The sequence below is a fragment of the Nonomuraea mangrovi genome (assembly GCF_042681425.1).
GTDB classification, from domain to species: Bacteria; Actinomycetota; Actinomycetes; order Streptosporangiales; family Streptosporangiaceae; genus Nonomuraea; species Nonomuraea mangrovi.
The window spans coordinates 165,510-191,468 of the sequence record NZ_JBHUFV010000035.1 but is presented as its reverse complement, the minus strand read 5'-3'; the positions used below and the strand labels follow the sequence as shown (position 1 = coordinate 191,468).

The window sequence follows — 25,959 nt, the reverse complement described above, 5'->3', positions numbered from 1 at the left end:
CATTGACCCGTGCCCACCGCGTCACCAGGGCGGGAAGCCGCTGCCGAGGTCTCCGCCCTTTCCGGCGTCGGATCCTGTCGGCCGTGCATCCGCACCTTGGCCGTCATGACGTGCTGTCCGCTTTCCGTCAGACATGTCGTGTGATTGGCGACTCTGAGCTGTATCCGGACGTGGAGTCTGCGGGAAGTCTGGCTGCGGCGTTGGAGGCGGTCGCTGCCGAACATGGGGTGGATCTCGGCAGTATCGTCAGCAGCGACTCCGATCCACTCGGATGGGCGGCTGTGGCCAGCGCCGATGCTGGGCGTGATCCGTTTGCGATCACGCGCGGCGCCGTCGAGCGGTGGTTCATTGTCGATGGGTGGAGCCGAGGCGTCCAGCTTGTCTCTGGAGCAACACCGGACCTCCGGGAGGTTGCCAGAGCTGCGAGTGTGTGGCGGCATGGAGGCCGGCTCTCCGAGATTCAGCGGACGGCACCGTTCGTGGAGATCAGCGAGATCGCCTATGCCCATGAGCGGGGACCGGCCGACATGGTCGCAGTGCGGTGGTGCCTGATCCGTCAGGATGCTCGGGACGGTCCTGTTGAGGGAGCGCATGCTCTGGTGGAGGCGGCTCACGCAAGATCTCAGCTCCGGCAGCTCTTGCCGGTCTTGAGCCACTGGTCCCTCCACTTCAGCATGTGTACGGGCTACCCGTACGTATGGAACATCCCGTTCGTTGAGCCGTTGAGCAACGGGCGCTACCGAGTCTCTGGGCCTGCCCGTGGCGTCGACATAGGTGAAGTCGACAGCGCTGACGAGGCCATCGCTTTGGTGGTGGCCGGCCTTCCAGCCGGATGCGGACCAGCGGTCGAAGGGACCGCCCACGATTTCCTCTCTGCACCGTAACGCGGCCGTGAGCGGAATCTGAGCAGGTGCTCGAAGAGTGGTAGGGCGGCTGCCGCACGCCCCTGGCCTGAACCTCGTCCGCGAAGATCGCCGACATTGTCCTGGCGCGAGGGCTAGCCCGGGAGGCACTGGTCGAGAAGCTGATCGATGAAGGCGTCGTCGATCGGTTCGTGGCTGACGAGGCGACGGTAGAACAGGGCGCCGCCGAGGAGGCCGGCGAGGAAGCCGGGGTCGGTGTCCTTCGGGAGCTGTCCGCGTTCTGTGGCGTCGGAGATGATCGCGCGTAGCGGTGCCCGCCGCTGCTCGATGAAGTCGGCGAGCAGGGTGCGCAGGTCGGCGTCGCGTTCGGCGGCGTCGACGAGCGTGGACATGAGCGTCGCCCAGGGGGCGTGGGTGATGGTGTCGCCCAGCGCGGTGAGGAAGAGCCTGGTCTCCTCGCGGACGCTCCCGGTGACCGGACGGCTCGGGAAGACCGGGTCGACTGATTTGAAGGCGTCCAGGATCAGTGGGGGGAGGCCGGGCCAGTGTCGGTAGATGGTGCTCTTGGCCACGCCCGACCGCTGGGCCACGGCTTCGATGGTGAGGCCGCCGGCGCCGCGTTCGGCCAGCAGGCCGAGGGCGGCGCGGAGGACGCGGTCGCGCGTGTGGGCGATGCGGGGGTCGGGTTCGGTCATCACGGCGTCTCCCCACGAACGCTGAGTTCCAGGCTGCTGCCGTGGAGGACGGTGTTGCGGGCGGCATACGGCGGGCCCGCCATGCCGAAGTAGACATAGTCGGACGCGGGCGGGGCGAGTCTTCGCGGGTCGCTGCCGATCTCCAGCAGCAGCCGGTGCCCGGCCCGGACCAGTTGGGCGAACGGCGCGAGGCTCAGCCGGAGGGTGGCGGGTTCGCCGGGAACCAGCGGCACCGGTCGGGTGTGGTCGTGCACGATCTCGCTGGAGGTGGTGCGATCCTCGTCCTCGGTACGGTGGGAGGCCGCCAGCCATCCGACGCTGATGACGGTGGGCCGGCCGTCCGGTGCGACATCGCTCAGCCTGACCTGTACGTGGGTGTCCATGGCCGTGCTCGTCATCCGCAGCGTGAGATGGGCGGTCCCGACGAGATGGGTGTCGATCGGCAGCGGCGCGGTGCGGTACCGGGCCACGTGACCGTCCTTGAAGGCGCCCGGGTACTGCATACCCGGTGGGACGGCCGCCCAACTGCGTTCGATCGCCTGCTCGCCGGCTTCGGAGGCCAGCCCGGCCTGCGGGTCGCCGGTCAGGTGGAGCCGCCATGGGTGGGCGTCGGGCACCGGCCAGTCCTCGGCGCTCTCCCAGCGCTCGGCGCCGTGCAGCCAGTACCGGACGGCGGGCAGCGCCGCGTAGCCGTTGTCGGCGCCCCGCAGGACGTGATCGTAGAAGGCGACGATCTCCTTCTGGTAGCGGAGGAACGGCCAGCGGGTCCAGCGCGGCCCGATGAACATCTTCTTCGGGCCGTCACCGCGTGCCAGGCGTCGAACGCGCCGGGCAGGTGCAGGCCGACCATGCTCCACTCGGACCCGATCAGCACGGGAATGTCGATGTCGGGCAGCCGGGGCCAGGCCGAGGAATCCCGGTAGAGGGGGCCGTCCAGGGGTGCGTCCAGCGCATAGGCGGACCACCGGCGCAGCCATGGTCCTGGTACAGGGAGCCGTCGCGTCAGCTGGGGGAGTGCCCGTGCCATCGCCGCCCGGATCGCGGTCTGGGCGGGACGGGTGCCGACGAGATGTCCGAGCGCGTGCCGCAGCACCGGGTGTAGCCGCGCCCGCTGTGCCGCGCCGTTGATCGCGATGTAGCGGCCGAGGAACCCGGAGGTCTGGGTGCCGTTGTGGTAGGCCAGCATCCGGTAGAGGTCGGTCGCGGCACCGAAGGGGGCGATCGCGGCCAGATGCGGGATCCGGTGTCCCGCGGCCATCAGCTGGCTGATGGCGAAGTACGACATCCCCGTCATCGCGACGCGGCCGTCACACCACGGGCGGGACGCGAGCCACGCGATGGTCGCCCGCAGATCGTCCATCTCGGTCGGCCCGAACATCTCCGGCGGCAGCGTGCCCCCGGAGCGCCCCGTCCCGCGGGCGTTGACCACCGCGACCGGGTATCCGCACCTGGCCAGGTAGGTGACGTCGCCCGGCTCGTTGAACGGTGCGGGGACCCCGGTGGGCATGAGGTCCTTGTTGTACGGACTCCAGCCCAGCAGGGCCGGTTGCGGCTGGTCGGTGACAGGACGGTGCAGGTCCCCCACCAGGACCGTGCCGTCGGGCAGGGGGATCTTCACGTCGGGCTCGGTGCGGACCCGATAGCGCGGCCGCACCGCCGCGTCCGATGTCCAGCCCGCGAACTGGGGGCCGTCGAGAGTCGATCGGGGAGGACGCATGACGGCACTATAGAACGCTTCCGTAGCGCTACGAAACGGAACCGTTCTATACCTCGGCCGCAGTGGACTGTGTGCGGTCTTTCGCCGGGCAGGGCTGCTTGCGGTGGACCAGGTCGGGTCACGCGTGCTGCGGTGGTCGACCAGGTGCCTGGGGCGAGGTTTCTCATCCGTTCGGGTTGTCCGTCTTTCGGGGGAGGCCGCGAGGTTCTCGCCGGTTCGGCCGAGGCCGGAAGTGGTCCGCGTGGTCGAGGAGGAACGGTGTTTCGGCGACCAGGCTGAAGAGGACACCACCACTTCGGCTCGAAGGAAGAACCATGTGCCTGTCCACGCTCGCCGGCGTACTCACGGCAGCGGCCCTGTTCGTTTCGGCGGCCGCGCCCTCGGCCGCCTCGGCCGCTCCCGCCGGTCCCGCCGCCGCCTCTGTCGAGGCGCGCCATCCCGCGTTCCGCGAGGATCACGTCCGGAACGGCGCCCAGTTCCAGAAGGTGCTGGATGACATCGTTGCGTCGGGCGCGCCGGGGGTCATCGCGGAGGTCCGGGACGCCGACGGCGTCTGGACCGGGCGGAGCGGCAAGGGCCGGCTGGGCCGCGACGAGCCACCGCGGGCCGATGGCATGTTCCGGGTGGGAAGCGTGACCAAGACGTTCGTGGCCACCACGGTGCTCCAGCTCGTCGCGGAGGGCAGGCTGAATCTCGACGATCCGGTCGAGCGGCACCTTCCCGGTCTTGTTCCCAACGGGGAGAAGATCACCGTGCGGCACGTGCTGAGCCACCGCAGCGGACTGTTCAACTACACCGACAGCCTCTGGCCCGGAGGCTTGCAGGGGATGTACGACACGCGGTTCAAGCGCTACACGCCTCGGGAGCTGGTCGCCGAGGCCAACCGGCACGAGCCCGCCTTCGCTCCCGGTACCGCCGGCGGCTACTCGAACACCAACTATGTGGTGCTCGGCATGCTGATAGAGAAGAGCACGGGGAACACCGCCAGGAGAGAGATCGTGGAGCGCATCGTGAAGCCGCTCCGGTTGCGACGGACGTCCTTCCCTGCGACCTCGACCGGCATCCCGGGCCCGCACGCCCATGCCTACATGCGCCTTCACGGCTCCGATTCCCCGTACGTCGACGTCACCGAGTCCGGGATGTCCTGGGCCTGGACGGCAGGCGCGATGATCTCGACCACGCATGACCTGAACACCTTCTTCAAGGCGCTCATCGGCGGGTATCTCCTGCCGGGGCGCCTGATGCGGGAGATGAAGGAAGCCAGAACACTCGGGGTCGGCGAGCCTTACGGGCTGGGCATCGCCCGGCTCGAGAACCCCTTGTTCGGGACGGCCTACGGCCACACCGGCGGCACTCCCGGCTTCACGACGCACGCTTTCACGCTCGCCGACGGCAGCCGCCAGGTCACGGTGTCCATCAACTCCATGGCGGACACCGAGAAGGAGCACATCGCCGGGGGCAAGGCGCTGAAGGCGCTGCTCAGCATGGACATGCAGGTCGTCCGCGCCGGTTTTCGCGATGAGCGGCGGTTTCGCGGGCCTGCGGGCGTCGCCGCGTTCGCGAAGGGCCTGCCGCGTCGGGCAGGTCAGCGACCGGCGGCGGGCCTGGCGAGCCCGGCGGCGGCTTGAGGTCGGTGGGTCCGCGACCGGCGGTGGGTCAGCGGCCGGCGGCGGGCCTGGCGAGCCCGGTGTCATAGGCGAGGATGACGGCCTGCACCCTGTCCCTGAGCTGGTACTTGCCGAGGATGTTCGCGACGTGCGTTTTGACGGTCGCCTCGCTCACGTGCAGTTCCTGTGCGATCTCCACGTTGGACAGGCCGCGGGTCAGCGCGCGCAGGACGTCCAGTTCCCGCGCTGTCAGGGCGTCAAGGCCGCGGGGCGCCGGGGCGGGGGGCTGCTCGGCGAGGCGCGCGAAGCGCTCGAGGAGTCTGCGCGTGACTCGTGGCGAGATCACCGCGTCGCCCTCGGCCACCGTACGGATGGCCGCCACCAGGGAGTCGGCAGGCCCGTCCTTGACGAGGAAGCCGCTGGCGCCGGCCCGCAGGGCGTCGTGGACGTGTTCGTCGAGGTCGAAGGTGGTCAGGATGATGACGCGGCTCGCCGAGCCTGATTCGACGATGCGCCGTGTCGCTTCGACGCCGTCCATGCGGGGCATGCGCACGTCCATCAGCACGACGTCGGGTTGCAGCGCCCGGGTGTCGTCGACGCCGCTCTGGCCGTCGCCTGCCTCTCCGACGACGGTGATGTCGGGCTCGGCTTCGAGGATGAGCCGGAAGCCGGTGCGGATCATGGGCTGGTCGTCGACCAGCAGCACGCGGATCGCCGTCATGTGGCTCGCTTCCTTCGGTCGTGCGGGCCGGACACGGGGATGGTGGCGTGGACGCAGTACCCGCCGCCCGGCCGCTCACCGGCGTGGAGTGTGCCGCCCACGGCCGCGATGCGCTCCCGCATGCCGATCAGGCCGTGGCCGCTTCCCGCGGCGGCCGGCGGCCCGCTGGGCGGGTCGTGCCCAGGTTGCCGTCCGTCGTCGCAGATCTTCACCGTCAGCTGCAGGTCCGGCTCCCAGGTGATGCTGAGCCTGGCGCGCGTGTGCCCGGCGTGCTTGAGCGTGTTGGTGAAGGCTTCCTGGACGACGCGGTAGGCGGCGAGTTCCGTGCCTTCGGGCAGGGTCGCGGCGTCGCCGGTCACGGAGAACTCGACGTCCAGTCCGGCCGCTCGTACGGTCTCCACCAGGCGTGGGATCTCCCGCAGGGTGGGCTGGGGCGGCTCCCGCGTCGGGTCCTCCTCCTCCTCCTCCTGGTCGTCGGTCCGCAGGAGATCCAGCAGGCGTCGCAGCTCGGTGACGGCTGCCCGGCCGGTCTGTTCGATCGTCCGGTGCAGCTCGTGTGCCTTGGCCCCGTCGCGGTCCTGGACCCGGTCGGCGGCGATGGTCTGGACGACCATGAGGCTGACGTTGTGGGCGACGATGTCGTGAAGTTCGCGCGCGATGCGCGTGCGTTCCCGCGTGACGGCCGCGCGGGCGTTGGCCGCCTGTTCCCGTTCCAGGGCGGCCGCTCGATCGAGCGCCTCGCGCGCCATGGCCTTGCGCGCTCTGGAGAGCCTGCCGAGGGCCCAGGCCGCGACGAGCAGGATGGTCATCGTGACGGCGGCGGCCATGCGGTGACCCGGCACCATGAGCGCCTCGGCGACGGCCACGGAAGGGATCACGACCAGAGCCGTGATGTGGGCGGGTCGGCGCGGCGTTCGTACGGCGGTGAGGAAGACGGCGACGGCCATGGCCAGGTACGGCACGCCGATGTAGGTTCCCTGGGGGCCGGCAGGCGGTGGCAGGTAGTGCCACGCCTGCAACGCGCCGACGGCGATGGAGACGACCAGCAGGACAGGCAGGGGCCACCGGCGGTGCACCGCGAGCGGCATGCCGGACAGCAGGACGAGCAGGATCCGCCAGAGGTCGGGCTCGCGCAGGCCGGCGGTGTCCGGGCCGTCGCCGGGGACGGCGAGTCCCCCGGCGACGACGAGCAGGGCCAGCGCCACGTCGACGGCGGCCGGTGGCACCCGCCGCCGTGCGATCGAGTCGACGTAGCTCATGAGTCTCACGGTAGAACGCCTGCCGCGCTGCTCAGAGGGCGGGCACCCGCGGCTGTCAGGGGCTGCAGGGGCCAGGCTGGACCAGCCGTCGTCGGGTTTCGTGTCGCTGCGCGTCAAGGCCGCCGACGAGGCGGGCAACACGCTCTCGCAGGAGGTGATCCGCGCCTACGCCCTGCGGTGACCTCCCTTCCTGAGGCCCTCACGAGGATCGTGGGGGCCTCAGGTGCTCTCTACGGTCTGATGGCGGACATCGTGCGGTACAACGCCGGCCAGGCCCTCTCCTTCATCTGAAATGTCGCTGACAGGGGCCCTTGCGCGGGGGCCGTCGCACAGTTAATCCTTAGGAAGGTTTCCTGTTAGTTAACACCCCCGGGAGCTCCCGTGAACAAGAGAACCGCCGCCTTAGCCGCAGGAACAGCCGCTCTCGTCCTCCTCCCCGCCGGCGCCGCCAACGCCCACGGCACGATGTCCAACCCGCCGAGCCGCGTCTACGTCTGTAAGAACGAAGGCCCGGAGTCGCCCAAGTCGGCCGCCTGCAAGGCCGCCGTCGCCGCCGCCGGGACCCAGGCGTTCTACGACTGGAACGAGGTCTCCCTCCTCGAAGCGGGAGGCCGGCACCGCGAGATCATCCCCGACGGGAAACTGTGCAGCGCGGGCCGCGACAAGTACAGGGGGCTCGACCTGCAGCGCGCCGACTGGCCCGCCACCACGGTACGGCCGGGCAGCTTCACGCTCACTTACCACGCCACGGCACCGCACGCCAACAGCAACTTCGAGTTCTACATCACCCGTGACGGGTGGAACCCGACCATGCCCCTGAAGTGGTCGGACCTCGTGCACATCAAGACGTTCAACAACCAGAACCCCACGACGTTCACCAACTGGACGATCAACCTGCCGCAGCGTTCGGGGCGGCACATCCTCTACTCGATCTGGCAGCGCGTCGTCGGCAGCAACGAGGCCTTCTACACCTGCTCGGACGTCGACTTCGGCGGAGGCGGCGGCACGCCGACGCCCACTCCCACGCCGACCCCGACGCCCACCCCCACCCCGACGCCGACGCCGACCTCGACAGTGCCCGCGGGGACCTGGCAGGCTGGCAAGGCCTACAAGGGAGGTGACCGCGTGACCTACGCCGGTCTGTCCTACGAGTGCCTGCAGCCCCACACGGCCATCGCCGGCTGGGAGCCGCCCAACGTCCCGGCGCTGTGGAAGCGCGTCTGATCGCAGCCCTCGCCGCGGCCCTGCTCCTCGGGGCGGGTTGCGGCGAGCAGCCGCGGGAGCAGGTCAACGCCGACGACGTGATGTTCCTGCAGATGATGATCCCGCACCACAAGCAGGGCATCGAGATCGTACGGTTAGCCGGCAGCAGGGCCACCACCGCCGAGATGAAGACGCTCGCGGCGGCGATCGAGCACACGCAGACGGCCGAGGTCAACACGATGACCAAGTGGCTGACCGACTGGGACCAGCCGCTGACCGCCCCCTCGGACGCCCACGCGGGGCACGGCGGGCTGCCGGAGACCGACAGGGAGCGGATCGCGGCGGTCAAGAACGAGAACGACCTGGTGAACCTGCTGATCGCGCACCAGGATGACGCGATCCAGATGGCCAGGGTCGAGGTCTACAACGGGATGAACCCGAAGGTGAAGGAATGGGCCAGGCAGGTCGAGCGGTCGCGCAAGGCCCAGATCGACCAGATGCTCACCTTCCTCGGCCCCGCCCCCAAGCCCTGAAAGAAGGAACAGGAGGCTAGGAGAGCCTGGTGACGAAGTCGGTCAAGGCCTTCTCGTAGGCGTTGGGGGAGGCGTTCCAGGAGCCTGTGTGCCCCGCACCCGATGTCCTGAAAAGTCGGGTGATGTCGGGGCGAAGTCGGGCGAACTCCACCGCGGGTCCGACCGGCACCGTCTGATCATCGGCGTCGACGAACATCAGCACGGGCGCCGTGAATTCCTCGGCATGCGCCACGTGATCCAGCTCGGCGAACGACAGCCCGGTCCGCCGTTCGACCACGAACATCCCCACCGAGGCCAGCCACGCCGGCACCCCCTTCTGCCTGGCCCCCAGCTCGATCGGCGCCCGCCAATCCAGGACGGGACTGTCGAGGATCAGCCCCTTGATCGGCTCGTCGGGAAGCATCCGCGCCGCCATCGGCACGATCGCCCCTCCCATCGACCACCCGTACAGGTAGACCCCGGTCGCGCCCGAGGCGCGCGCGTACGTGATCGCGGCCGCCACCTCCTTCCACTCCGTCGCGCCCAGGTGGAACCTGCCGTCCGGGCCGGCCGGCGCCCCCTCGTCGTTGCGGTAGGTGATGCTCAGCACCGGCATCCCCAGCCTGTGGAAGACCGGGAGCACGCGCAGCGCCTCGGCGGGGTTCGCGTTGCGCCCGTGGACGGCGATCACCCAGGTGCTGCCGTCCCCTTCGGTCCGCCACGCGGGGAAGTCGCCCAGTTCGGACCGGATCCGAACCGCCCTGTACGGCACGCCGACCGCCGACCGCGGATTCTCGTGGCCCCACATCCACCTGTCCAGGTAGGCGCGGACGCCGGGCTCGAGCGTGCCCCGCCGTACGGCGTCGACCTTGCGGGTGACGGTGCCGGGCCCGCGCGCGACCACGTCGCCGAGCAGCGCGTTGCCCGAGGCCCAGGTCAGCCCGAAGGTGCCGGTCGCGTCGGTGTCGCCGCCCCCTCGGAGGGTCACCTGGGAGCCGTCGTAGGAGACCACCTCCAGCGGATACGAATCGCCGTGGGAGGGGTCGATGACCATGCCGGAGTAGTACCAGCCCGCGCCCCCGACGCCGGCCAGGGAGAGGAGCGCTAAGACGCCGGCCACCCAGGCGATTCTCTTCATGACGTGAAAATACAGCAGATAAGTGATCTAATCATTAGATGATGGTTGTCCGGCCTTCCCTCTCCGGCGTACTCACCGAGCAGGTGCTCGGCCTGATCACTGAGAGCGGGCTGCAGCCGGGCGACCGGCTCCCCACCACGCGTGAGCTGGCGCAGCGGTTCGCCGTGACCACGCCCACGTTGCGCGAAGCGCTCCGCCGCCTGGAGGCGACGGGCGCGATCGAGATGCGGCACGGCTCAGGCCTCTATGTCGGCGCGGACATCGAGCGAGTCGTGCTTCCCAACCCCAACATGCGCACGATGCCGGGCGGGCAGCTGCTCGACCTGCTCGACGCGCGCATCCTCATCGAACCGCCGCTGGCAGGGATGGCGGCGGGGCGGCCAGGCGCGCAGGAACTGCGTGAGGTGCTCGGCCAGGCGGCCATGCACCTGCGCGGCGACGACGCCGAGCTGCACGAGGCGAACATGACGTTCCACAGGGTGGCGGCCAGGCTGGCGGGCAACAGCGTGCTCGGCGAGGTCGTCGACTCGCTGCTGCGCGTGCACGCCTCGGAGCAGCGGGAGATCCTGCGGCTCTTCGACGACCGGCGCCGTGACTACGACGAGCACCTGGCGATCCTCGAGGCCATCGAGGCAGGCGACGCCGGGTCGGCGGAGGAGCTCATGCGCGCCCACCTGATTGACGTGAAAACGGTGATCCAGCACAGGCTCGTGTAGAACAGGAGGCCGGCCATGATCCGGCGAACCCCCATCCTGATGACCGCCTTCCTCCTTCTGGCCGCGTGCGGGAGCACTCCCGCCCGCCAGGCCAAGACGGAGCTGACCCTCTACAACGACAAGGGCGCGTGGAGCTCGTACTTCACCGAGATGGGCGCCCTGTCCAAGCAGCAGATCGGCCTGAACATGAAGCCGGTCGGCTACACCGACGAACCGACCTACCAGGCGTTCATCAAGGCCTCGTTCCGCACCAACGTCAAGCCCGACCTGTTCACCTGGCAGACCGGGGGGCTGTTGAAGGAGATCGTGGGCCAGAAGCAGGTGGCCGACACCAGCGCCATCTGGCAGGAGGCGATCAAGAACGGTGACCTGTCCCAGGACGTCGCCACCTACTACACCGTCGACGGCAAGCAGTACTGCGTGCCGCTGAACGTCGCCTACTGGGGGATGTTCTACAACAAGAAGATCTTCGACGAGCACGGCCTGAAGCCGCCCACCACCTGGGACGAGCTCGTCACGGTGGCCGAGACCCTCAAGAAGGCCAACATCAAGGCCTTCTACCACACCTCGGTCCTGTTCTCCTTCGTCTGGTTCGAGCAGCTCCTGGCAGGGACCGACCCCGACCTCTACGACCGGCTGTCGACGGGGAAGGCGAAGTACACCGACCCTGGAGTGGTCCAGGTGATGGAGAAGTGGAAGTCGCTCATCGACGCGGGGTACTTCAGTCACCCGGGTGACAAGACCGATCCCGCCGACGCGCTGAAGAACGAGAAGGTCGCCATGGTGTCGTTCGGCACCTGGTTCAACACGAGCATGACCCAGCGCAACCTGGACGCCGGGTTCTTCGTCATCCCCAACGTCAACCCCTCACTGCCCAAGACCTCGATGATCTTCGAGAGCGGTCCGCTCTGCGCGCTGGCCAAGGCCCCCGACCCCGAGGCGAGCATGAAGTACCTCAAGTGGTGGACGGGCACCCAGGCGCAGGAGAAGTGGGCGAGCGCCCGCGGCGACGTCAGCGCCAACCCCAAGGTGACCATCAAGAGCGAGGTGCTCGGGCAGGTCACCAAGGACGCGGGCGGCGGGAAGTACCGCCTGGTCAACCGCTACTTCGAGGCGACGCCGCCGCCGATCCTGACCGCCGCACTCGACGGCTTCGGGCTGTTCGTCGCCAAGCCCGAGACCTATCGGCAGGTGCTGGAGGACATCCAGAAGAAGGCCGACGAGTACTGGAGCACGCACCAGTGAGAGGAAGAACGGCGCCGCTGCTCGGCAGGTTCCGCGCGGGATACGTCTCCCCCGCGGTCCTGCTGGTGGCGGCCCTGCTGTACGCGCCCTTCGTCTGGACGGCCTATCTCAGCCTCACCCGCTACGACGGCCTGGCTCCGCCGGAGTGGGTGGGTTTCGCGAACTTCGTCAAGCTGCTCGACGACCCCGCGCTGCTCACCGCGATCCGCAACACGCTGATCTGGGTGGCGGGGACGATGGTGCTCCCTGTCGGCCTCGGCCTGCTGGTGGCGGTGCTGTCGTACGACATCAGGGGCGGTGCGTGGTTCCGCGTGCCGTTCATGCTGCCCTACGCGCTGAGCGGGGCGGGGCTCGGCCTGGTGTGGAGCCCGATCCTGTCCCATGACGGCATCGCCAACAACCTGCTCGGGGTGGACACCGCCTTCCTGCAGGACGCGCCGCAGAACACGATCGCCATGCTGCTGGTCTGGACGTGGCAGCAGCTCGGCGTCAACACGCTGCTGTTCGCCGTCGGGCTGCAGTCGATACCCAAGGAGCCGATCGAGGCCGCGCGACTCGACGGGGCGTCGGGGTGGCGGCTGTTCCGGCACGTCATCTGGCCGCTGTTGGCGCCGCTCACGGCCGTCGTCGTGGGCCTGGCGCTGGTGGCGAGCCTGAAGAGCTTCGACATCGTGTGGGTGATGACGCAGGGCGGTCCAGGGCGCAACTCGGAGACGCTGGCGGTCACCATGTACCGCGACACGTTCGTGGCCAGCGAATACGGGTACGGCTCAGCCGTCGCCGTCGTGCTGACGGTGATCACGGGTCTCGCGTCCTACCTGTATCTGCGGAGGCGCGCATGATCAGGCGGTTCGTCCTCGTCGTGCTGGGGCTGATCTGGCTCGGCCCCACCTACCTGCTGCTCGTCAACGCCGCGCGCCCGGCCGACACCTACGACCCTTCGCAGGCGTGGGTACCCTCGCCCGACTTCGCGCTGATCGAGAACTTCTTCCATGCGTGGGACAGGGCCGACCTGTCGCAGAGCCTGGCCAGCACCGCCCTCTACAGTGTCGTGTCTCCGGCGATCGGCGTGTTGATCGGCGCGATGGCCGGGTACACGATCGTGGTGCTGCGGCTGCGCCACGGCTTCCTCTGGTTCATGGTCATCTTCGGTGGCACGGTCTTCCCCTCCCAGATGCTGCTCGTGCCGCTCTTCGTCGGCTACAGCGATGCCGGGCTGTACGACACGCGGCTGGGGATGATCCTCGTGTACACGACGATCAGCGTGCCGCTGTCGGCGTTCGTGCTGCGCAACTTCTTCACCGGTGTGGCCTTCTCGATCTTCGAGGCGGCCAGGATGGACGGCGCCTCCACCCTGCGCATCTTCTTCCGCGTCTACCTGCCGCTGGCCCTCAGCGCGCTGGCCGCCGTCTTCATCCTCAACTTCACCTTCATCTGGAACGACCTGCTCTTCGGGCTGACGCTGTCGCAGACCGCCGAGGTGCGGCCGGTGATGACCGCGCTGGCCGGGCTGCTGACCGACGTCTACGCGGGCACCCCCGTGCCCGTCGGCCTGGCGGCGGGGCTGGTCGTGTCGCTGCCCACGGTGGTGCTGTTCGTGGCCACCCAGCGGATGTTCGCCCGTGGACTCGCCCTAGGAGGTCTGTCATGACGAGTCGGCTGCTGCAGCCGAGCCTTGGTTCCCCCGACTACGACGGCATACGGCAGGCGCTGCGCGAGGACACCTCGACCCCGGTGATCTCCGTCAGGGGCCTGGAGGCCAGGGTCTCGGTGCTGCCCTTGATCACCCACGACGGCCGTCAGGCGGTCAGGGTGTCGGTGACCGGCTTGGTGCCCGCCCATCTCGAACACGTCCTGGTCGGCGTGGACAGGGCCGAGGGCGCCGATGTGACGCTCCTGGTGCCCGAGGTGTCACAGCCGCAGGACTTCACGCTGGAACTGCGCGACGGTGAAGGATTGATCGGCGAGGCGGTGATCACCGTCACGCCACAGCGTCACTGGGACGTCTTCGTCGTCCACCACTCGCATCTCGACATCGGCTACACCGATCCGCAGGGCACCGTGCTGCGCCACCACCTCGACTATCTGGACGCGGCGCTGCGGCTGACCGAGGAGAGCGCGGAATGGCCCGACGACGCGAAGTTCCGGTGGACCGTGGAGTCGTCGATGCCCGCGTTGCGGTGGCTCGAGCTGCGGCCCCGCGACCTGGTGGAGGCGTTCAAGGAGCGGGTGCGCGAGGGGCTGATCGAGGTGACCGCGCTGCCGTTCCAGCTGCACACCGAGGCGTGCTCGACCGAGGAGCTCTACCGGCAGTTGCGCTTCACCGAGGAGCTGCCCGCCCGTTCGGCGATGCACACCGACGTGCCCGGCGCGGTCGTCGGGCTGGTCGACGCGCTGAACTCGGTGGGGGTGCGCTACCTCGCGGCGGCGCACAACTGGGCGGGCAGGTCGGTGCCGTACCTGCACGGCGGCGACAAGCTGACCAGGCCGTTCAGGTGGAGGGCGCCCAGCGGGAACGAGCTGCTGGTCTGGTTCACCGACACCCCGCACGGCATGGCCTACATGGAGGGCAACACGGTCGGCCTCGCCGACTCCTTCGAGCTGGCCGACGACCTGCTACCGCGCTACCTGTGCGCGCTGGCGGGCAGGGGCTACCCGTACGGCCCCGGCACGTTCGGCTGGCAGGGGCCCGACGCGCAGCGGGAGCCGTACGCGCTGGACGCGCTGCACCTGCGGGTGCAGGGGGCGCACGCGGACAACGCGGGGCCCTCGATCGTGCCCGCCTCGATCGTGCGCGAGTGGAACGCCACATGGGCCTATCCACACCTGCGCTCGGCGATCAACAGCGACTTCTTCGCGCACGTCGAGGAGCGCTACCACGACCGCCTGGCCGTCCACGAGGGGGACTGGACCGACTGGTGGGCCGACGGGCTCGGCTCGGGCGCCCGCCCGCTCGGCTACGTGCGCAGGGCGCAGAGCGCGCTGCGCGCCGCCGAGACGCTGCACACGCTGGCGGGCGCGGACGCGACCGAGCAGATCGACCTGGCCTACGACAAGGTGGCGCTGTTCAACGAGCACACCTGGGGCGCGGCCAACCCGTGGGAGGACGCCGAGGACGGGGGCGACTCGGGCGGGCTGCAGTGGACGCGCAAGTCGGCGGGCGCCTACGACGCGCAGGACGACTCGGCCGACCTGCTGCAGGCGGGCATGCGCAGGTTCGGCCGGCGCTTCGGCGGCACGGGCTTCGTCGTCGTCAACCCCGGCACGCAGCGGCGCACGGACGTGGTGCGGGCCTTCCTCCCGCGTGACGTGGTGCCGCTGGACGAGCCGATCTCGCTGGTGGACGAGCGGACGGGCGAGCGGATCCCCCATCACGAGGAGGTCGTGCACCCCGTCGACTGGCCCACGCGCCCGATCGGCCGCCACGTCAGCGCCGTCGTCCGCGACCTGCCCGGGTACGGCTACGCGTTCGTGTCGATCAGGCCCGGCGAGGCCGTCACGACCAGGGACATCGAGGAGACGATCGAGAACGAGTTCTACCAGGTCGCCTACGACGTCAAGGAGGGCTACATCCGCTCGATCTTCGACAAGGCGGCGGGCAGGGACCTGGTCAACGCCGACGCCGCCGCGGGGTTCGGGCAGTACGTCTACGACCGCTACGCCACGGCGCCGCACTTCAACCACATGTCGGGGCACGTCGGCGCGCACGACAGGACCCTGCTCGGCGACCGGGCGATCGGCCGCCACGCCGCGGTCGTCAAGGCCGAACGCACCGCGATCGGCGAGAAGCTGGTCGTGGAGCTGCAGGCCAAGGGCGTCGACTGGGTGCGCACGACGATCGAGCTCTACGACGGGGTGCCGCGGGTCGACCTGACCTACCGGCTGGCCAAGCAGGGCACTCCCGCCAAGGAGGCGGTCTTCCTCGCCTTTCCGTTCGCCGCCCAGGGGCCGCCTACGGCGTGGGAGCTCACCGGCGGCGTCGGCGGCGGCCCCAGCGTCCCAGGCTCGGCCGCCTACATGCTGCCGATCAGGCACTGGATCGCCTTCGACGACCCCGAGCTGTCGGTGGCGTGGGCGACGCTCGAGGCGCCGCTGGTGCAGCTCGGCACCATCCACATGCCCTACGCACCCTTCCCCGCCACGCTCGACGAGGAACCGGGGACGATCTACTCCTGGGCGCTCAACAACATCTGGGACACCAACTTCCCCACCCAGCAGCAGGGGGAGACGACCTTCCGCTACGCGGTCACCTCCTCCTCGACCATGGGGAGCAGGGTGCTCGGCCCGCTGGCGGCCGCGGGGCTCACCGACCCCTTCCTCGGCATTCTCGCGACGGGGTCCGCCGAGCCCGGCAAGGAGGGCGTGTTCGCGTCCGTGGACCATCCCGAGGTCCACATCACTTCACTCGGGCGCGCGGGCGAGGAGGTCGTCGTACGACTCCAGTCGCTGGCCGCGACCGAGGTGGAGGTCACGGTCCGCCTGCGCGGGCTGCGGTCCGCCGCGGTCGGGGGGACGCCGCTGGACGTCCACGACGAACAGGTCAAGGTACGGCTGCCCGCCTGCGGGGTGGCCGCCGTTCGGGGGGTTCTGTGAAGATCGTCGACATCAGGGCCACCACGGTGGCCGTCCCGCTGGAAGCGCCGTTGCGGCACAGCAACGGCGCCCACTGGGGCAGGTTCGTCAGGACCATCGTCGAGGTCGAGGCGGACAACGGACTGGTCGGACTCGGTGAGATGGGCGGTGGGGGAGAGGGCGCCGCCGCCGCGTTCCGCGGGCTGCTCGACTACCTGGCGGGCCACGACCCCTTCCAGCTCGAAGCGCTCCGCTTCAAGATCGCCAACCCGACGGCGTCGCTGTACAACAACCGCACCCAGCTGCTGGCGGCGCTGGAGTTCGCCTGCCTCGACCTGATCGGGCAGCACCTCGGCGTGCCCGTCCACGACCTGCTCGGCGGGAAGATCAGGGAGTCGGTCCCGTTCGCCTCCTACCTCTTCTTCCGCTACCAGGGCGAAGAGGCGCCCGAGGTGCGCACGCCCGACCAGCTCGTCGAGCACGCCAGGGCGCTGAAACGGGCACACGGCTTCACCGTCCACAAGCTCAAGGGCGGGGTGTTCCCCCCCGACTACGAGCTGGAGTGCTACAGGGCGCTGGCCGCCGCCTTCCCCGGCGACCGGCTGCGCTACGACCCGAACGCGGTGCTGTCCATGGCCGAGGGGCTGCGCTTCGGCAGGGCGATCGAGGACCTCGACAACGACTACCTGGAGGACCCGGTCCTCGGGCTGGAAGGGCTGCGGCTGATCCGCGAGCGGGTCAACGTGCCCCTCGCGACGAACACCGTCGTGGTGAACTTCGAGCAGCTGGCCGCCAACGTGCTGCGGAGGGGCGCCGACGTGGTGCTGCTCGACACGACCTTCTGGGGCGGCATCAGGCCGTGCGTGAAGGCGGCGGCGGTGTGCGAGACGTTCCAGCTCGGCGTGGCCGTGCACTCCTCGGGCGAGCTGGGCGTCCAGCTGGCGACCATGCTGCACCTGGGCGCGGTGCTGCCCAACCTCACCTACGCGGCCGACGCCCACTACCACCATCTCGTCGACGACGTCATCACGGGAGGGAAGCTGGCCTACAGGGACGGGCGCATCGCCGTACCTGACGGGCCAGGTCTCGGGGTGCGCCTGGACAGGGAGCGGTTGGACCGCTACGCCGAGCTCTACAGGGAGCTGGGCGGATACCCGTACGATCGCGATCCCGGCAGGCCCGGGTGGTACGCCCAGGTGCCGAACGAGCGCTTCGCCGACCCGGAGGCGGGGCCCTGACCTCAGCCGAGTAGCCGCCTGATCCCGTCCGCGTACGCCCGCGGATGGGTCAGGTTGCCGTTGTGGCCGCCGGGCAGCTCCTGCGGCTCGGCGCCGGTCAGGGCGGCCAGCTCCACGGCGCACAGGTAGTCGAACACCCCCCGAGGCGTCGTACGGCCGGCCGCCGCCACGATCCGTGTCGGCGACCGCCGCACGGCGTCGGGGTCGAGCACGTCGTGCCTGATCGCGGTGAGGTCGTGGCGCAGGAAGAACCCGAAGTTGGCCACCCGCTGCGGCGTCATGGGGAAGGCGGTGAGGTCCGGCTCCCTGTCGTCGCTGTGGGGGTCGATGCCGAGGACCTCGGCCACCAGCTTGATCGCGGGCGCGAGCCCCTCGCGCTCGAAGACCTCCTGCACCTCGGCCAGCTCCCGCACGTGGCGTTCCCTCGCGTCGCCGGGCAGCAGCCACGGCGCGACGGGTTCGTGGGCGATGAGCGTGTGAAGCTGCTCCGGATGCCGGGCGGCCACGTGGAGCCCGAGCGCGGCGCCGAAGCTGCAGCCGAGCATGGCGGCGGGCGCGTCGGTCACCTCCGCGAGGAGCCGGTGGACGTCGTCGGCGTGGACGGCCATGGTGACCGCGGGGTCGTCGAGCGTGCTGCGCGAGAGCCCCCTGCGGTCGTAGGTGACGACGGTGAAGTCGGCCACCAGCCGGTCGACCAGGTCCTTGCCCCGGTCGGCGTCACCCTCGCCGCTCTGCGAGAGCAGCAGCACCGGCCCTTCACCTCTGACCTCGTAGTAGATCTCCGCGCCGGGCACCCGCATCGTGTGGTTCGTCATGCACTTCACCATAAAGCATCAAATCTGATGCATCAAGCCTGATGTAATATGGGTTCATGGACGGAGTAGAGCTGTTCCTGCTGGGGCGCACGCTGATGAAGATCGGCGAGGAGACCATGCCGACCGAGGGGATCGGCCCCCAGACCACGAGCGTGCGCACGGTGCTGATCGTGGTCAGCGACCTGCGCGCGCACCCCGAGACCACGGTCGGCGAGGTCGCGGCGCGTACCGGGCTGCCGCAGAGCGCGGTGTCGGCGGCCGTCGCCAGGCTGAAGGAGGCGGGCTCCATCGTGACGGCGCCGGATCCCGCCGACCGGCGGCGCCAGGTGATCAAGCCCGCGCCTGAGCCGTCCGCCAGGGTGGCGGAGGTACGGTCGACGCCGATCGACGGCCCGCTCGCCACGGCGCTCGGCACCACGGACCCCGACGAGGTCGGCGAGGTGATCGCGCTCCTGGAGAAGCTCGCCCACCGGCTGACGCCCGGCTCGGTGACCAGGCTGCGGTGAGCTCCACCGGTCAGGCCAGGCGAGCCAGGAGGGGCAGACGGGTCAGTCGGGGAGGGCGGCGGGGTTACGGGCGAGCAGGCCGCCGTCGACACGGTGCTCGGCCCCGGTGATGAACGACGAGCGCGGTCCCGCGAGGAAGGCGACCAGTTCGGCCACCTCCTCGGGCCTCGCCACCCTGCCCAGCGGATGGGCGCGCCCCCACTGCGCGACCTGCTCCTCCTGCGACATCGGACCGCGCCACAGGTCGGCGGCCCAGCGCAGCATCGGCGTGTCCACCGAACCGGGGCAGACGACGTTCACCCTGATCCCGTCGGGAGCGTGGTCGAGCGCCATCGCCCTGGTCAGGCCGTTCAGCGCGGCCTTGCTCGCGGTGTAGGCGGCCACCTGCGTCTGGGAGGCGAAGGCCTGCACGGACGACATGACGACGATCGACCCGCCGCCGCGCCTGCGCAGCGCGGGCACCGCCGCCTTGCACGTCAGGAACACGCCCTTGAGGTTGATGTCGAGCACCTCGTCCCACACCTCGACGGGCGTGTCCTCCACGGTCCCGTAGCGCTGCACTCCCGCGCAGGTCGCCACCATGTCCAGCCCGCCGTACCTGGTCTCGGCCAGGTCCACGAGGTCGCGCATCTGCCCGGCGTCGCGCACGTCCGCCACGACGCCCGTGACGCGCTCGCCCTCGAAGGGCGCCTCCATCCCGCAGTAGACGACCGACGCGCCCGCCGCGGCCAGCCGTTCGACGACCGCCTTCCCGATGCCCAGCGACCCGCCCGTCACCAGGGCCACCTTGCCGTCGAACTCGCTCATGTGATCACCTCCGCGCGCAGCCGCGCGGTCCTCGACTCGCCGGGCCCGAGGAGCATCGCGGTCCCGTTGTCCACAGCGGTGGACAGGCCGTCGGTCGGCATGCTGGAGAACGGCTCCAGCCCGACCACGTACGCCCTGCCCCACCACGGCCAGTCCTTCGACGCGCCGACCTCCTGCCACAGCCACAGGTACGGCATGACGTCCGCGTCCCACTCCACCCGCACCCCGATGTCGGCGAGGACCTCGTACCAGCCATGGTCGAAGCCTGTCAGATAGACGATCTCGCTCGGCGCCCCTTCCGGCGGCGCCACGAACAGCTCCTCCGCCCGCCGCCCGAGCGGGTCGATGGACGAGGCGTGCGGGATCACCGTCACCCCTTCGGGTACCCTGATCCGCGCGCCGGGCCGCAGGAAGGGCCTGCCGTAGACGAGATGGTGGCCCCACATCGCGTGCAGTGCCACCCCCGCCTCGTTCGTGACCCGCCCCTCGAGCTCCAGCGCGGCCGTCCCAGAGGCGATCCTGAAGACCTTCTCCACCCGGTACGGCAGGCGCCGCGTGCGCACCGCCAGCCGTACCGCCACCTCCTCGGGCGAGTCGGACAGCACCTCGACCGACCACGGCAGCCCGGCGACCTCCCCGTGCTGCGCGAGCCGCGCGCCCCGGTAGACGCTCGGCGCGCCGCCGTTCGGGAAGACCTCCTGCCAGCCGCCCTCGTAGTGGTCCAGGAACGCGCCCACGTCATCGGCCGCCTGCTGCGGGAGCGGCCTGCGCAGCCCCTGCGGCGAGAGCCACACCAGGTCGGTGTCGCTCGGCTTGTGCAGGAACTCCACGACGTCGCCGCCCTTGTCGGCCAGTACGGTCACCCGCAGCCGCTCGTTCTCCAGAACGAGCGCGCGCATGCCCTCGATCGTGATCTCCCGCAGCCTGGCGGCCCAGTTGCGCGTCACCCGAACGCCAGGTCCAGGAATCGCGGCCGGTAGATCGTCACGTCGCGGTAGTGGTCGGTGTTGACGAAACTGTTGACGTTGTAGGAGACCACGAGCCCCGGCCCGGCGACCTCGGGGTGCGCGTGGGCGTTGTAGGTGAAGATGTTCCCGCCGGTCTCGGGGGTGGTGTAGACGGTGGTCTTGTTCCCGAACGGCCCGTACGGCGTGCAACCGGTGTAGGCGACGATCTTGGAACTCAGGACCTCGGTCGTGTCGTGCGTGATCAGGACGTACCCGCCCCCGACACGGCTGACCGAGTACTCGTTGGCCACGCCGTCCATCACCCGGGCGGAGTCGGCCTGGTTCCTCGACCAGGTGCCGTCGGCCTTGAGATACTCCCACGTGCCGAGCAGGCTGCTGCCCCTGACCCTCGCCAGGTGCATGTACTTGGTCGAGCCCAGGTCCTCCACTCCGTAGACGTAGGTGAAGCGGGCGTCCCTGTGGATGCCGGACGCCCAGGCCACCTTGTGGTCCGAGGGCAGGTCGTGCACGCTGATCGGCCGGTCGAGGCGTCCGGGGGAGAAGCGGGCGACGACGTTGCGGTGCCAGCGCCAGTCCCACGGCCCGGTGCCGAACCGCTCGTACTCCTGGTAGGTCACCTCGACGACCCCGCCGGCCAGAGTGGCGTCGCCCGCCCAGTACCAGTGGTCCTTGTCGCGGGGCGGCATCACGGCCTTGGGGTCTTCGGGGGTGCCGCCGTAGATCGTGGACAGCTTCCCCCTCTTCTCCACGGCGAAGGTGTTGTTGAGGAAGACGGTCGTGCCGCCTTCCTCCTTGACCGGCGGACGGGAACCGTCGGGGTTGACCTGGCCGAGGAAGGTGTCGGAGAACACCCACAGCTCCTTCCCGTCGGGGAGCCTGACGGAATAGGTGCCGTCGGCGCCCGTCCAGTCGTCGAGCCGGCCGTTGTCGTTGCCGTAGGCGGTGAAGAGGGAGGTCAACCTGGCGTCGGTGCCCGCGCCCTGGAAGGTGGGCAGATCGCAGGTCGTCGCGAGTGCCGCCGCGGGGATGCTGGTCAGAGTGCTGAGGACGAGGACGAGGGAGAGCAGGAGTCGCCGCATCGCAGGCCCCTATCGGCTGGGGGATGTGCTCATAGTTCTAGTCATCAGATCACTTATTGTCCAGGAGTTCGGGAAAAACGGCTTACGTCCCCGCTTTCTCTTGAATCGCCAGGCACGTTCGCCCTCGGCCCTTCGAATGGGGCCCTCACGCCGGGCCGAGGACCCACTGGTGTCGACCGGCGTCACCTGGGAGCGTAGGTCAGCACGATCACACCGGAGGCGAACGGCGTGGACTTCACCAGCTTCAGGTGCGCCGTGTCGATCCCGTCGAGCAGGCGCTCGCCGCCCCCGGCGATCACGGGGAACATCCAGAAGTGGTACTCGTCGACGAGCCTGTGCTCCAGCAGCGTGCGGTCGAGCTCGCCGGTGCCGAACTTCAGGATGTCCCGGCCGGGCAACCGCTTCAGCCTGGCGACCTCCTCGGCGACGTCCCCCTGGATGACGGTGGCGTTCCAGTCGGCGTCCTTCAGCGTCCGGGAGGCGACGTGCTTCGGCAGGCTGTTCATCCTGACCGCGTACTCGCCCTCGGCCTTCTCCATGCACGGCCACACCGCGGCGAACCCCTCGTAGGTCTCCCGCCCCAGAAGCAGCGCGTCGGCGGCGAACAGGAGATCACGAGCGTGCGCGGCGTACTCCTCGTCCCAGTACGGCGCGCCCCACCTCTCGGGCGACCCGATGACGCCGTCCAGCGTGATGAACGTCGACTCGATGAGCTTCCTCATTGTTCCTGTCCCTTCAGACCCGGTTGACTGCGTTGAGATCACTCTGGCGAAGGGCGGTTACCGTCTGCCTACCGTCGGCTTGGCCCCCTTCGTAAGGACCCGTAAGGCCACCCGGTCCCATCGCGGTCTGCCCTCGCCGCGCTGCCCTCTCCACACGCCACCATCGCCGGACGCTGCCCTGCTTGATCACGATCGCCGTTTGAACCCCGGCGACGACCCAGGCGGCGCCGGGCGCCGGGCTACTGGGGGTCGAAGCCGACGGTGACCCGCAGGCCGCCGTCCGGCGACGGGCGCACGGTGAGCGTCGCGTCGTGGGCGGTGGCGATGGCCTGCACGATGGACAGGCCCAGCCCGAGCCCCCCGTCATGGCCGGTACGGCTCGCCCCCGCGCGCTGGAACGGCTGCAGCAGCCGGTCGACCTCCGCGGCCGCGACGACCGGCCCGGTGTTCGTGACCGTCAGGACGGCCCGCCCTGCCGAGGTCCCCGTGACGACGTGAACGTGACCCGCGTCGACGTTGTGGCGCAGGGCGTTGTCGACGAGGTTGATCAGCAGGCGTTCGACGAGGCGGGGGTCGCCGGCGGCCGGGGCCGGTCCGAGCGCCGTGGTCAGGCGGAGCCCGCGCCGTACCGCCTCGGACTCGCGGGCAACGAGCACGTCCTCGCTGATCTCGGCCAGGTCGAACGGCTCCCGCCGGTCGAGCCCCGCCTCGCCGCGGGCGAGGGTGAGCAGCGCCTCGATCAGGCGCTCCTGCTGCTGGTTGGCCGTCAGCACCCGCTCGTGAGCGGCCCGCAGCGACGTGGTGGACGCCTCGGGATCCGACAGGGCGAGCTGCACCAGGGTTCGCTGCCTGGCCAGGGGCGTCCGCAGTTCGTGTGAGGCGTTGGCGATGAACCGGCGCTGGGCCGTGAAGGCAGTTTCCAACCTGGCCAGCAGTCCGTCGAAGGTGTCGCCGAGTTCCTTGAGCTCGTCGCCGGGCCCGGAAAGGGCGAGGCGTTCGTGCAGGTTGGTGGCGGAGATCTGCTGGGCGGCGCGGGTGATGGTGCGCAGCGGGTGCAGCACCCGGCCGGCGACGATCCAGCCGAGCGCGATCGAGACGACCGTCATCGCGGCGAGCGCGATGCCCGACTGGGTGAGGAGCTGGTCGAGTTCGGCGTCATGCTGCCGCAACGCCTGTGTGCGCATCGCCTCGGCCTGCGCCTGGATCTGTCCGACGGTCAGTCCCTCGACGCCGCCGATCACCTGTGGTTCCGGATCGAAGGAGTCCGCGGGCGTGCCGGTGACGAGGCTGCCGCCCTGGCCGCTGAAGACGACGCCGCTGGTGGCGTGAACGACCAGGGCGTAGGTGATGGCCAGCAGCGCCGCGCCGGACAGCAGGAAGAGCCCGCCGTACAGCATCGTCAGCCGCATGCGGACGGTCCTGCGCGGCAGCCGGGTGCGCATCAGGCGCTCCGCAACCGATAGCCGGCCCCGGCCACCGTCTCGATGATCGAGGGGTCGGCGAGCTTGGCGCGCAGCCTGCTGACCGTGACCGTGACGGTCCGCGTGAACGGGTCCGCGAACTCGTCCCACACACGTTCCAGGAGCTCCTCCGCGGAAACCGTCCGTCCGTGGGAGGCCAGCAGCAGCTCCAGGACGCCGAACTCCTTGGGCGTGAGCTCCAGCGGCCGCTCGCGTTCGTAGGCGCGGCGCCGCGCGAGATCGACCACGAGGCCGCTGTGCCGCAGGACCGGCGGGATGACGGGCTGGGCGCGCCGTACCAGCGCCCCGATGCGGGCGACGAGCACGGGGAAGTCGAACGGCTTGGGCAGGTAGTCGTCGGCGCCGATGCCGAGCCCTTCCACCAGGTCCTGGCTCGTGCCCGCCGCGGTCAGCATCAGGACTCGGGCCCGGTTGCCCGCGGCCACCAGGGCGGCGCAGACCTCGTCGCCGTGCACGCCCGGCAGATCGCGGTCGAGCACGATCGCGTCGTAGTCGTTCTCCTCGGCCCGCTCGAGCCCGCCCCTGCCGTCATAGGCGACGTCGACCGCCATCCGCGCCCGGCGCAGGCCGTCGGCCACCGCCTCGGCCATCTCCACGTCGTCCTCGATCACCAGCACCCGCACGGGTCATTCCCTTCGATGAGCCATGGCAGCCGGTCAAGCGTCGCTCGACCAGGGTCACAGCAGGGTTTCTACCGCAGCCGCCGGGCCGTTCCCCGCCGCTGTGATCTCCGTGTGACAGGCTCCGCCGTACATCTTGTGCCCATGTCAGATCACCTGTGGCACAAGGCCGACGTCGTCGGCCGGCGGGGCCTTCTGGGCGGGGCCGCGGCGCTCGCCGCGGCCCTGGCGCTCCCGACGCCGACGGCCACCGCGCTGGCGGCCGGCGGGCCGCGACTGAAACTTCCCGCCCCGACCGGACCGCACGACGTGGGCACGGTCTCGCTGCACCTGGTGGACCGCAGGCGCCGCGACCCGTGGAAGGCCGCCGGCGCCCGCGAGCTGATGATCAGCATCTGGTATCCGGCGGCCCGCGGCCTCGGCGGCCGATATCGGCCGGCTCCGTGGATGACCACGCGGGCGCTGGCCCGCTACCGCACGATGACGACCGAGGGTCTGCGGCAGACCGCCGCGCGGCTCGACCTGGGCGAGGTCGACATCTCGCTGGACGGCGTCGGCTTCCCTCTCACCCACGCGCGCGAGGGTGTCCCGGTCCGGGCCGGCCTGCGCTGTCCCGTCGTGCTTTACTCGCCGGGCGCCGGCGAGCCTCGCGCGGTGGGAACCACGCTGGTCGAGGACCTGGCCAGCCGCGGCTTCGTGGTGGTCACGATCGACCACCCCCACGACGCCTGGGCCGTGGAGTTCCCCGGCGGGAGGATCGAGCGTGACCTGCCGCCCCTGGACAAGGACGGCGCGCAGACCGCTGTGAAGGTACGCGTGGCCGACACCCGTTCCGTCCTCGACGCGCTCGCCGCGCTGGCCGCCGGGCGCAACCCCGACGCCGCGAGGCGCTCGCTGCCCGCAGGCCTGGCCGGCTGCCTGGACCTGGACAGGATCGGCATGTTCGGGCATTCCCTGGGCGGCGCGACCACCGGCCAGAGCATGGCCCATGACACCAGGATTCGCGCGGGCCTCGACCTGGACGGTCATGTCATCCCGACTGTCTCGATCGCTCCGCCCATGCCGCCGGAGAAGGCCGCCGAGTTGGTCGGGCAGGTCGCCACCCGGATCGGCGAGCGACCCTTCATGATCATGAGCAGCGCGGGCAAGGGGCCCGACGAGCTCGGCGCGCTCATGGCGGGATTCTGGTCCCACCTGCGCGGCTGGCGGAGGTTCGTGTCGCTGAAGGGCTCGACCCACGCCAGCTACACCGACGACAAGCAGCTGATCCACCAGCTGGCCGCGGCCAAGGTCATCCCTGCCGCGCTGACCGAGCCGGTCGGCACCATCGCGCCCGGCCGGTGCACCGCCGCGCAACGCGCCTACATCGCCGCGTTCTTCGACCGCTGCCTGCGCGAGCACGACGCCCGTCTCCTGGACGGTCCGTCCGCGAAATACCCCGAGATCGTCTTCTTCCCCTCGACGTGACCAAGGAG

Annotated in this window: 26 protein-coding genes; 13 read left to right on the top strand and 13 right to left on the bottom strand. The window is 70.1% G+C overall.

Annotation, left to right across the window (positions count from 1 at the left end; genetic code table 11):
- Positions 1-140: 140 nt before the first annotated feature.
- Positions 141-884 carry a DUF6193 family natural product biosynthesis protein gene (locus ACFSKW_RS24880; RefSeq protein ID WP_379574802.1) on the top strand — a complete coding sequence of 248 codons (744 nt, stop codon included), beginning with the start codon at positions 141-143 and terminating at the stop codon, positions 882-884.
- A gap of 113 nt (positions 885-997) precedes the next feature.
- Here the strand turns inward: ACFSKW_RS24880 and ACFSKW_RS24875 are convergent, their stop codons facing one another.
- From ACFSKW_RS24875 to ACFSKW_RS24865, 3 genes are read right to left on the bottom strand one after another with little or no spacing between them, the layout of a single operon-like run.
- Entirely contained in the window at positions 998-1,558 is a 561-nt protein-coding gene (locus tag ACFSKW_RS24875) for a TetR/AcrR family transcriptional regulator (protein WP_379574801.1), read from the bottom strand.
- Positions 1,558-2,238, bottom strand: coding sequence for a CocE/NonD family hydrolase C-terminal non-catalytic domain-containing protein (locus ACFSKW_RS24870; RefSeq protein ID WP_379574817.1), 681 nt, complete (start codon positions 2,236-2,238; stop codon positions 1,558-1,560). The genes ACFSKW_RS24875 and ACFSKW_RS24870 overlap by 1 nt, the downstream gene beginning before the upstream one ends.
- On the bottom strand, positions 2,142-3,275 hold the full coding sequence (locus ACFSKW_RS24865; protein ID WP_379574800.1) for a CocE/NonD family hydrolase: 1,134 nt from the start codon (positions 3,273-3,275) through the stop codon (positions 2,142-2,144). Before ACFSKW_RS24865 ends, ACFSKW_RS24870 begins: the two co-directional genes overlap by 97 nt.
- A gap of 314 nt (positions 3,276-3,589) precedes the next feature.
- Between ACFSKW_RS24865 and ACFSKW_RS24860 the strand changes: the two genes are divergently transcribed.
- Positions 3,590-4,903 carry a serine hydrolase domain-containing protein gene (locus ACFSKW_RS24860; protein WP_379574799.1) on the top strand — a complete coding sequence of 438 codons (1,314 nt, stop codon included), beginning with the start codon at positions 3,590-3,592 and terminating at the stop codon, positions 4,901-4,903.
- 28 nt (positions 4,904-4,931) lie between these two features.
- Here the strand turns inward: ACFSKW_RS24860 and ACFSKW_RS24855 are convergent, their stop codons facing one another.
- Entirely contained in the window at positions 4,932-5,603 is a 672-nt protein-coding gene (locus tag ACFSKW_RS24855) for a response regulator (RefSeq protein ID WP_379574798.1), read from the bottom strand.
- Complete coding sequence (locus tag ACFSKW_RS24850; RefSeq protein WP_379574797.1) at positions 5,600-6,862, bottom strand: sensor histidine kinase; 1,263 nt, start codon at positions 6,860-6,862, stop codon at positions 5,600-5,602. Before ACFSKW_RS24850 ends, ACFSKW_RS24855 begins: the two co-directional genes overlap by 4 nt.
- On the opposite strand from ACFSKW_RS24850, the gene ACFSKW_RS24845 reads away from it, so the two are divergent.
- From ACFSKW_RS24845 to ACFSKW_RS24835, 3 genes are all read left to right on the top strand, one after another.
- Complete coding sequence (locus ACFSKW_RS24845) at positions 6,861-7,043, top strand: hypothetical protein (protein WP_379574796.1); 183 nt, start codon at positions 6,861-6,863, stop codon at positions 7,041-7,043. The two genes, ACFSKW_RS24850 and ACFSKW_RS24845, sit on opposite strands and share 2 nt — an antisense overlap.
- A gap of 200 nt (positions 7,044-7,243) precedes the next feature.
- Positions 7,244-8,086, top strand: coding sequence for a lytic polysaccharide monooxygenase (locus tag ACFSKW_RS24840; RefSeq protein WP_379574795.1), 843 nt, complete (start codon positions 7,244-7,246; stop codon positions 8,084-8,086).
- Positions 8,071-8,598, top strand: a complete 528-nt coding sequence (locus ACFSKW_RS24835; RefSeq protein ID WP_379574794.1) for a DUF305 domain-containing protein — start codon at positions 8,071-8,073, stop codon at positions 8,596-8,598. Before ACFSKW_RS24840 ends, ACFSKW_RS24835 begins: the two co-directional genes overlap by 16 nt.
- Before the next feature lie 16 nt (positions 8,599-8,614).
- On the opposite strand, the gene ACFSKW_RS24830 is transcribed toward ACFSKW_RS24835, so the two are convergent.
- A complete protein-coding gene (locus tag ACFSKW_RS24830) occupies positions 8,615-9,715 on the bottom strand; it encodes an alpha/beta hydrolase (RefSeq protein WP_379574793.1) in 1,101 nt (366 codons plus the stop codon).
- Between the two features lie 38 nt (positions 9,716-9,753).
- On the opposite strand from ACFSKW_RS24830, the gene ACFSKW_RS24825 reads away from it, so the two are divergent.
- Genes ACFSKW_RS24825 through ACFSKW_RS24800 form a run of 6 tightly spaced genes read left to right on the top strand, consistent with a single transcriptional unit; the run spans position 9,754 to position 17,486 of the window.
- A complete protein-coding gene (locus tag ACFSKW_RS24825) occupies positions 9,754-10,431 on the top strand; it encodes a FadR/GntR family transcriptional regulator (RefSeq protein WP_379574792.1) in 678 nt (225 codons plus the stop codon).
- A gap of 15 nt (positions 10,432-10,446) precedes the next feature.
- Complete coding sequence (locus tag ACFSKW_RS24820) at positions 10,447-11,676, top strand: ABC transporter substrate-binding protein (RefSeq protein ID WP_379574791.1); 1,230 nt, start codon at positions 10,447-10,449, stop codon at positions 11,674-11,676.
- On the top strand, positions 11,673-12,518 hold the full coding sequence (locus tag ACFSKW_RS24815; RefSeq protein ID WP_379574790.1) for a carbohydrate ABC transporter permease: 846 nt from the start codon (positions 11,673-11,675) through the stop codon (positions 12,516-12,518). The genes ACFSKW_RS24820 and ACFSKW_RS24815 overlap by 4 nt, the downstream gene beginning before the upstream one ends.
- Positions 12,515-13,327 (top strand): carbohydrate ABC transporter permease, encoded by an 813-nt coding sequence (locus ACFSKW_RS24810; RefSeq protein WP_379574789.1) that lies wholly within the window; start codon positions 12,515-12,517, stop codon positions 13,325-13,327. The genes ACFSKW_RS24815 and ACFSKW_RS24810 overlap by 4 nt, the downstream gene beginning before the upstream one ends.
- Positions 13,324-16,269: a glycoside hydrolase family 38 N-terminal domain-containing protein gene (locus ACFSKW_RS24805; protein WP_379574787.1), complete on the top strand. Its 2,946-nt coding sequence runs from the start codon at positions 13,324-13,326 to the stop codon at positions 16,267-16,269. Before ACFSKW_RS24810 ends, ACFSKW_RS24805 begins: the two co-directional genes overlap by 4 nt.
- Positions 16,266-17,486, top strand: a complete 1,221-nt coding sequence (locus ACFSKW_RS24800; RefSeq protein WP_379574786.1) for an enolase C-terminal domain-like protein — start codon at positions 16,266-16,268, stop codon at positions 17,484-17,486. The genes ACFSKW_RS24805 and ACFSKW_RS24800 overlap by 4 nt, the downstream gene beginning before the upstream one ends.
- 2 nt (positions 17,487-17,488) lie before the next feature.
- Here the strand turns inward: ACFSKW_RS24800 and ACFSKW_RS24795 are convergent, their stop codons facing one another.
- A complete protein-coding gene (locus ACFSKW_RS24795) occupies positions 17,489-18,301 on the bottom strand; it encodes an alpha/beta fold hydrolase (protein ID WP_379574784.1) in 813 nt (270 codons plus the stop codon).
- Positions 18,302-18,357: 56 nt separating this feature from the next.
- Here ACFSKW_RS24795 and ACFSKW_RS24790 point away from each other — a divergent pair, with 56 nt between their 5' ends.
- On the top strand, positions 18,358-18,807 hold the full coding sequence (locus ACFSKW_RS24790; RefSeq protein ID WP_379574783.1) for a MarR family winged helix-turn-helix transcriptional regulator: 450 nt from the start codon (positions 18,358-18,360) through the stop codon (positions 18,805-18,807).
- Positions 18,808-18,849: 42 nt separating this feature from the next.
- On the opposite strand, the gene ACFSKW_RS24785 is transcribed toward ACFSKW_RS24790, so the two are convergent.
- From ACFSKW_RS24785 to ACFSKW_RS24760, 6 genes are all read right to left on the bottom strand, one after another.
- Complete coding sequence (locus ACFSKW_RS24785) at positions 18,850-19,614, bottom strand: SDR family NAD(P)-dependent oxidoreductase (protein ID WP_379574782.1); 765 nt, start codon at positions 19,612-19,614, stop codon at positions 18,850-18,852.
- Complete coding sequence (locus ACFSKW_RS24780; RefSeq protein WP_379574781.1) at positions 19,611-20,561, bottom strand: DUF4432 family protein; 951 nt, start codon at positions 20,559-20,561, stop codon at positions 19,611-19,613. The genes ACFSKW_RS24785 and ACFSKW_RS24780 overlap by 4 nt, the downstream gene beginning before the upstream one ends.
- Positions 20,558-21,661: a DUF4185 domain-containing protein gene (locus tag ACFSKW_RS24775; RefSeq protein WP_379574780.1), complete on the bottom strand. Its 1,104-nt coding sequence runs from the start codon at positions 21,659-21,661 to the stop codon at positions 20,558-20,560. The genes ACFSKW_RS24780 and ACFSKW_RS24775 overlap by 4 nt, the downstream gene beginning before the upstream one ends.
- A gap of 182 nt (positions 21,662-21,843) precedes the next feature.
- Entirely contained in the window at positions 21,844-22,383 is a 540-nt protein-coding gene (locus ACFSKW_RS24770; RefSeq protein ID WP_379574779.1) for a dihydrofolate reductase family protein, read from the bottom strand.
- 239 nt (positions 22,384-22,622) lie between these two features.
- Positions 22,623-23,825, bottom strand: a complete 1,203-nt coding sequence (locus tag ACFSKW_RS24765) for a sensor histidine kinase (RefSeq protein WP_379574778.1) — start codon at positions 23,823-23,825, stop codon at positions 22,623-22,625.
- The gene (locus tag ACFSKW_RS24760; RefSeq protein ID WP_379574777.1) at positions 23,825-24,487 is read right to left on the bottom strand and encodes a response regulator transcription factor; all 663 of its coding nucleotides are present in this window, start codon (positions 24,485-24,487) and stop codon (positions 23,825-23,827) included. Before ACFSKW_RS24760 ends, ACFSKW_RS24765 begins: the two co-directional genes overlap by 1 nt.
- Positions 24,488-24,628: 141 nt before the next feature.
- Between ACFSKW_RS24760 and ACFSKW_RS24755 the strand changes: the two genes are divergently transcribed.
- Positions 24,629-25,951, top strand: a complete 1,323-nt coding sequence (locus tag ACFSKW_RS24755) for an alpha/beta hydrolase family protein (RefSeq protein ID WP_379574776.1) — start codon at positions 24,629-24,631, stop codon at positions 25,949-25,951.
- The last annotated feature ends 8 nt before the right edge of the window (positions 25,952-25,959 follow it).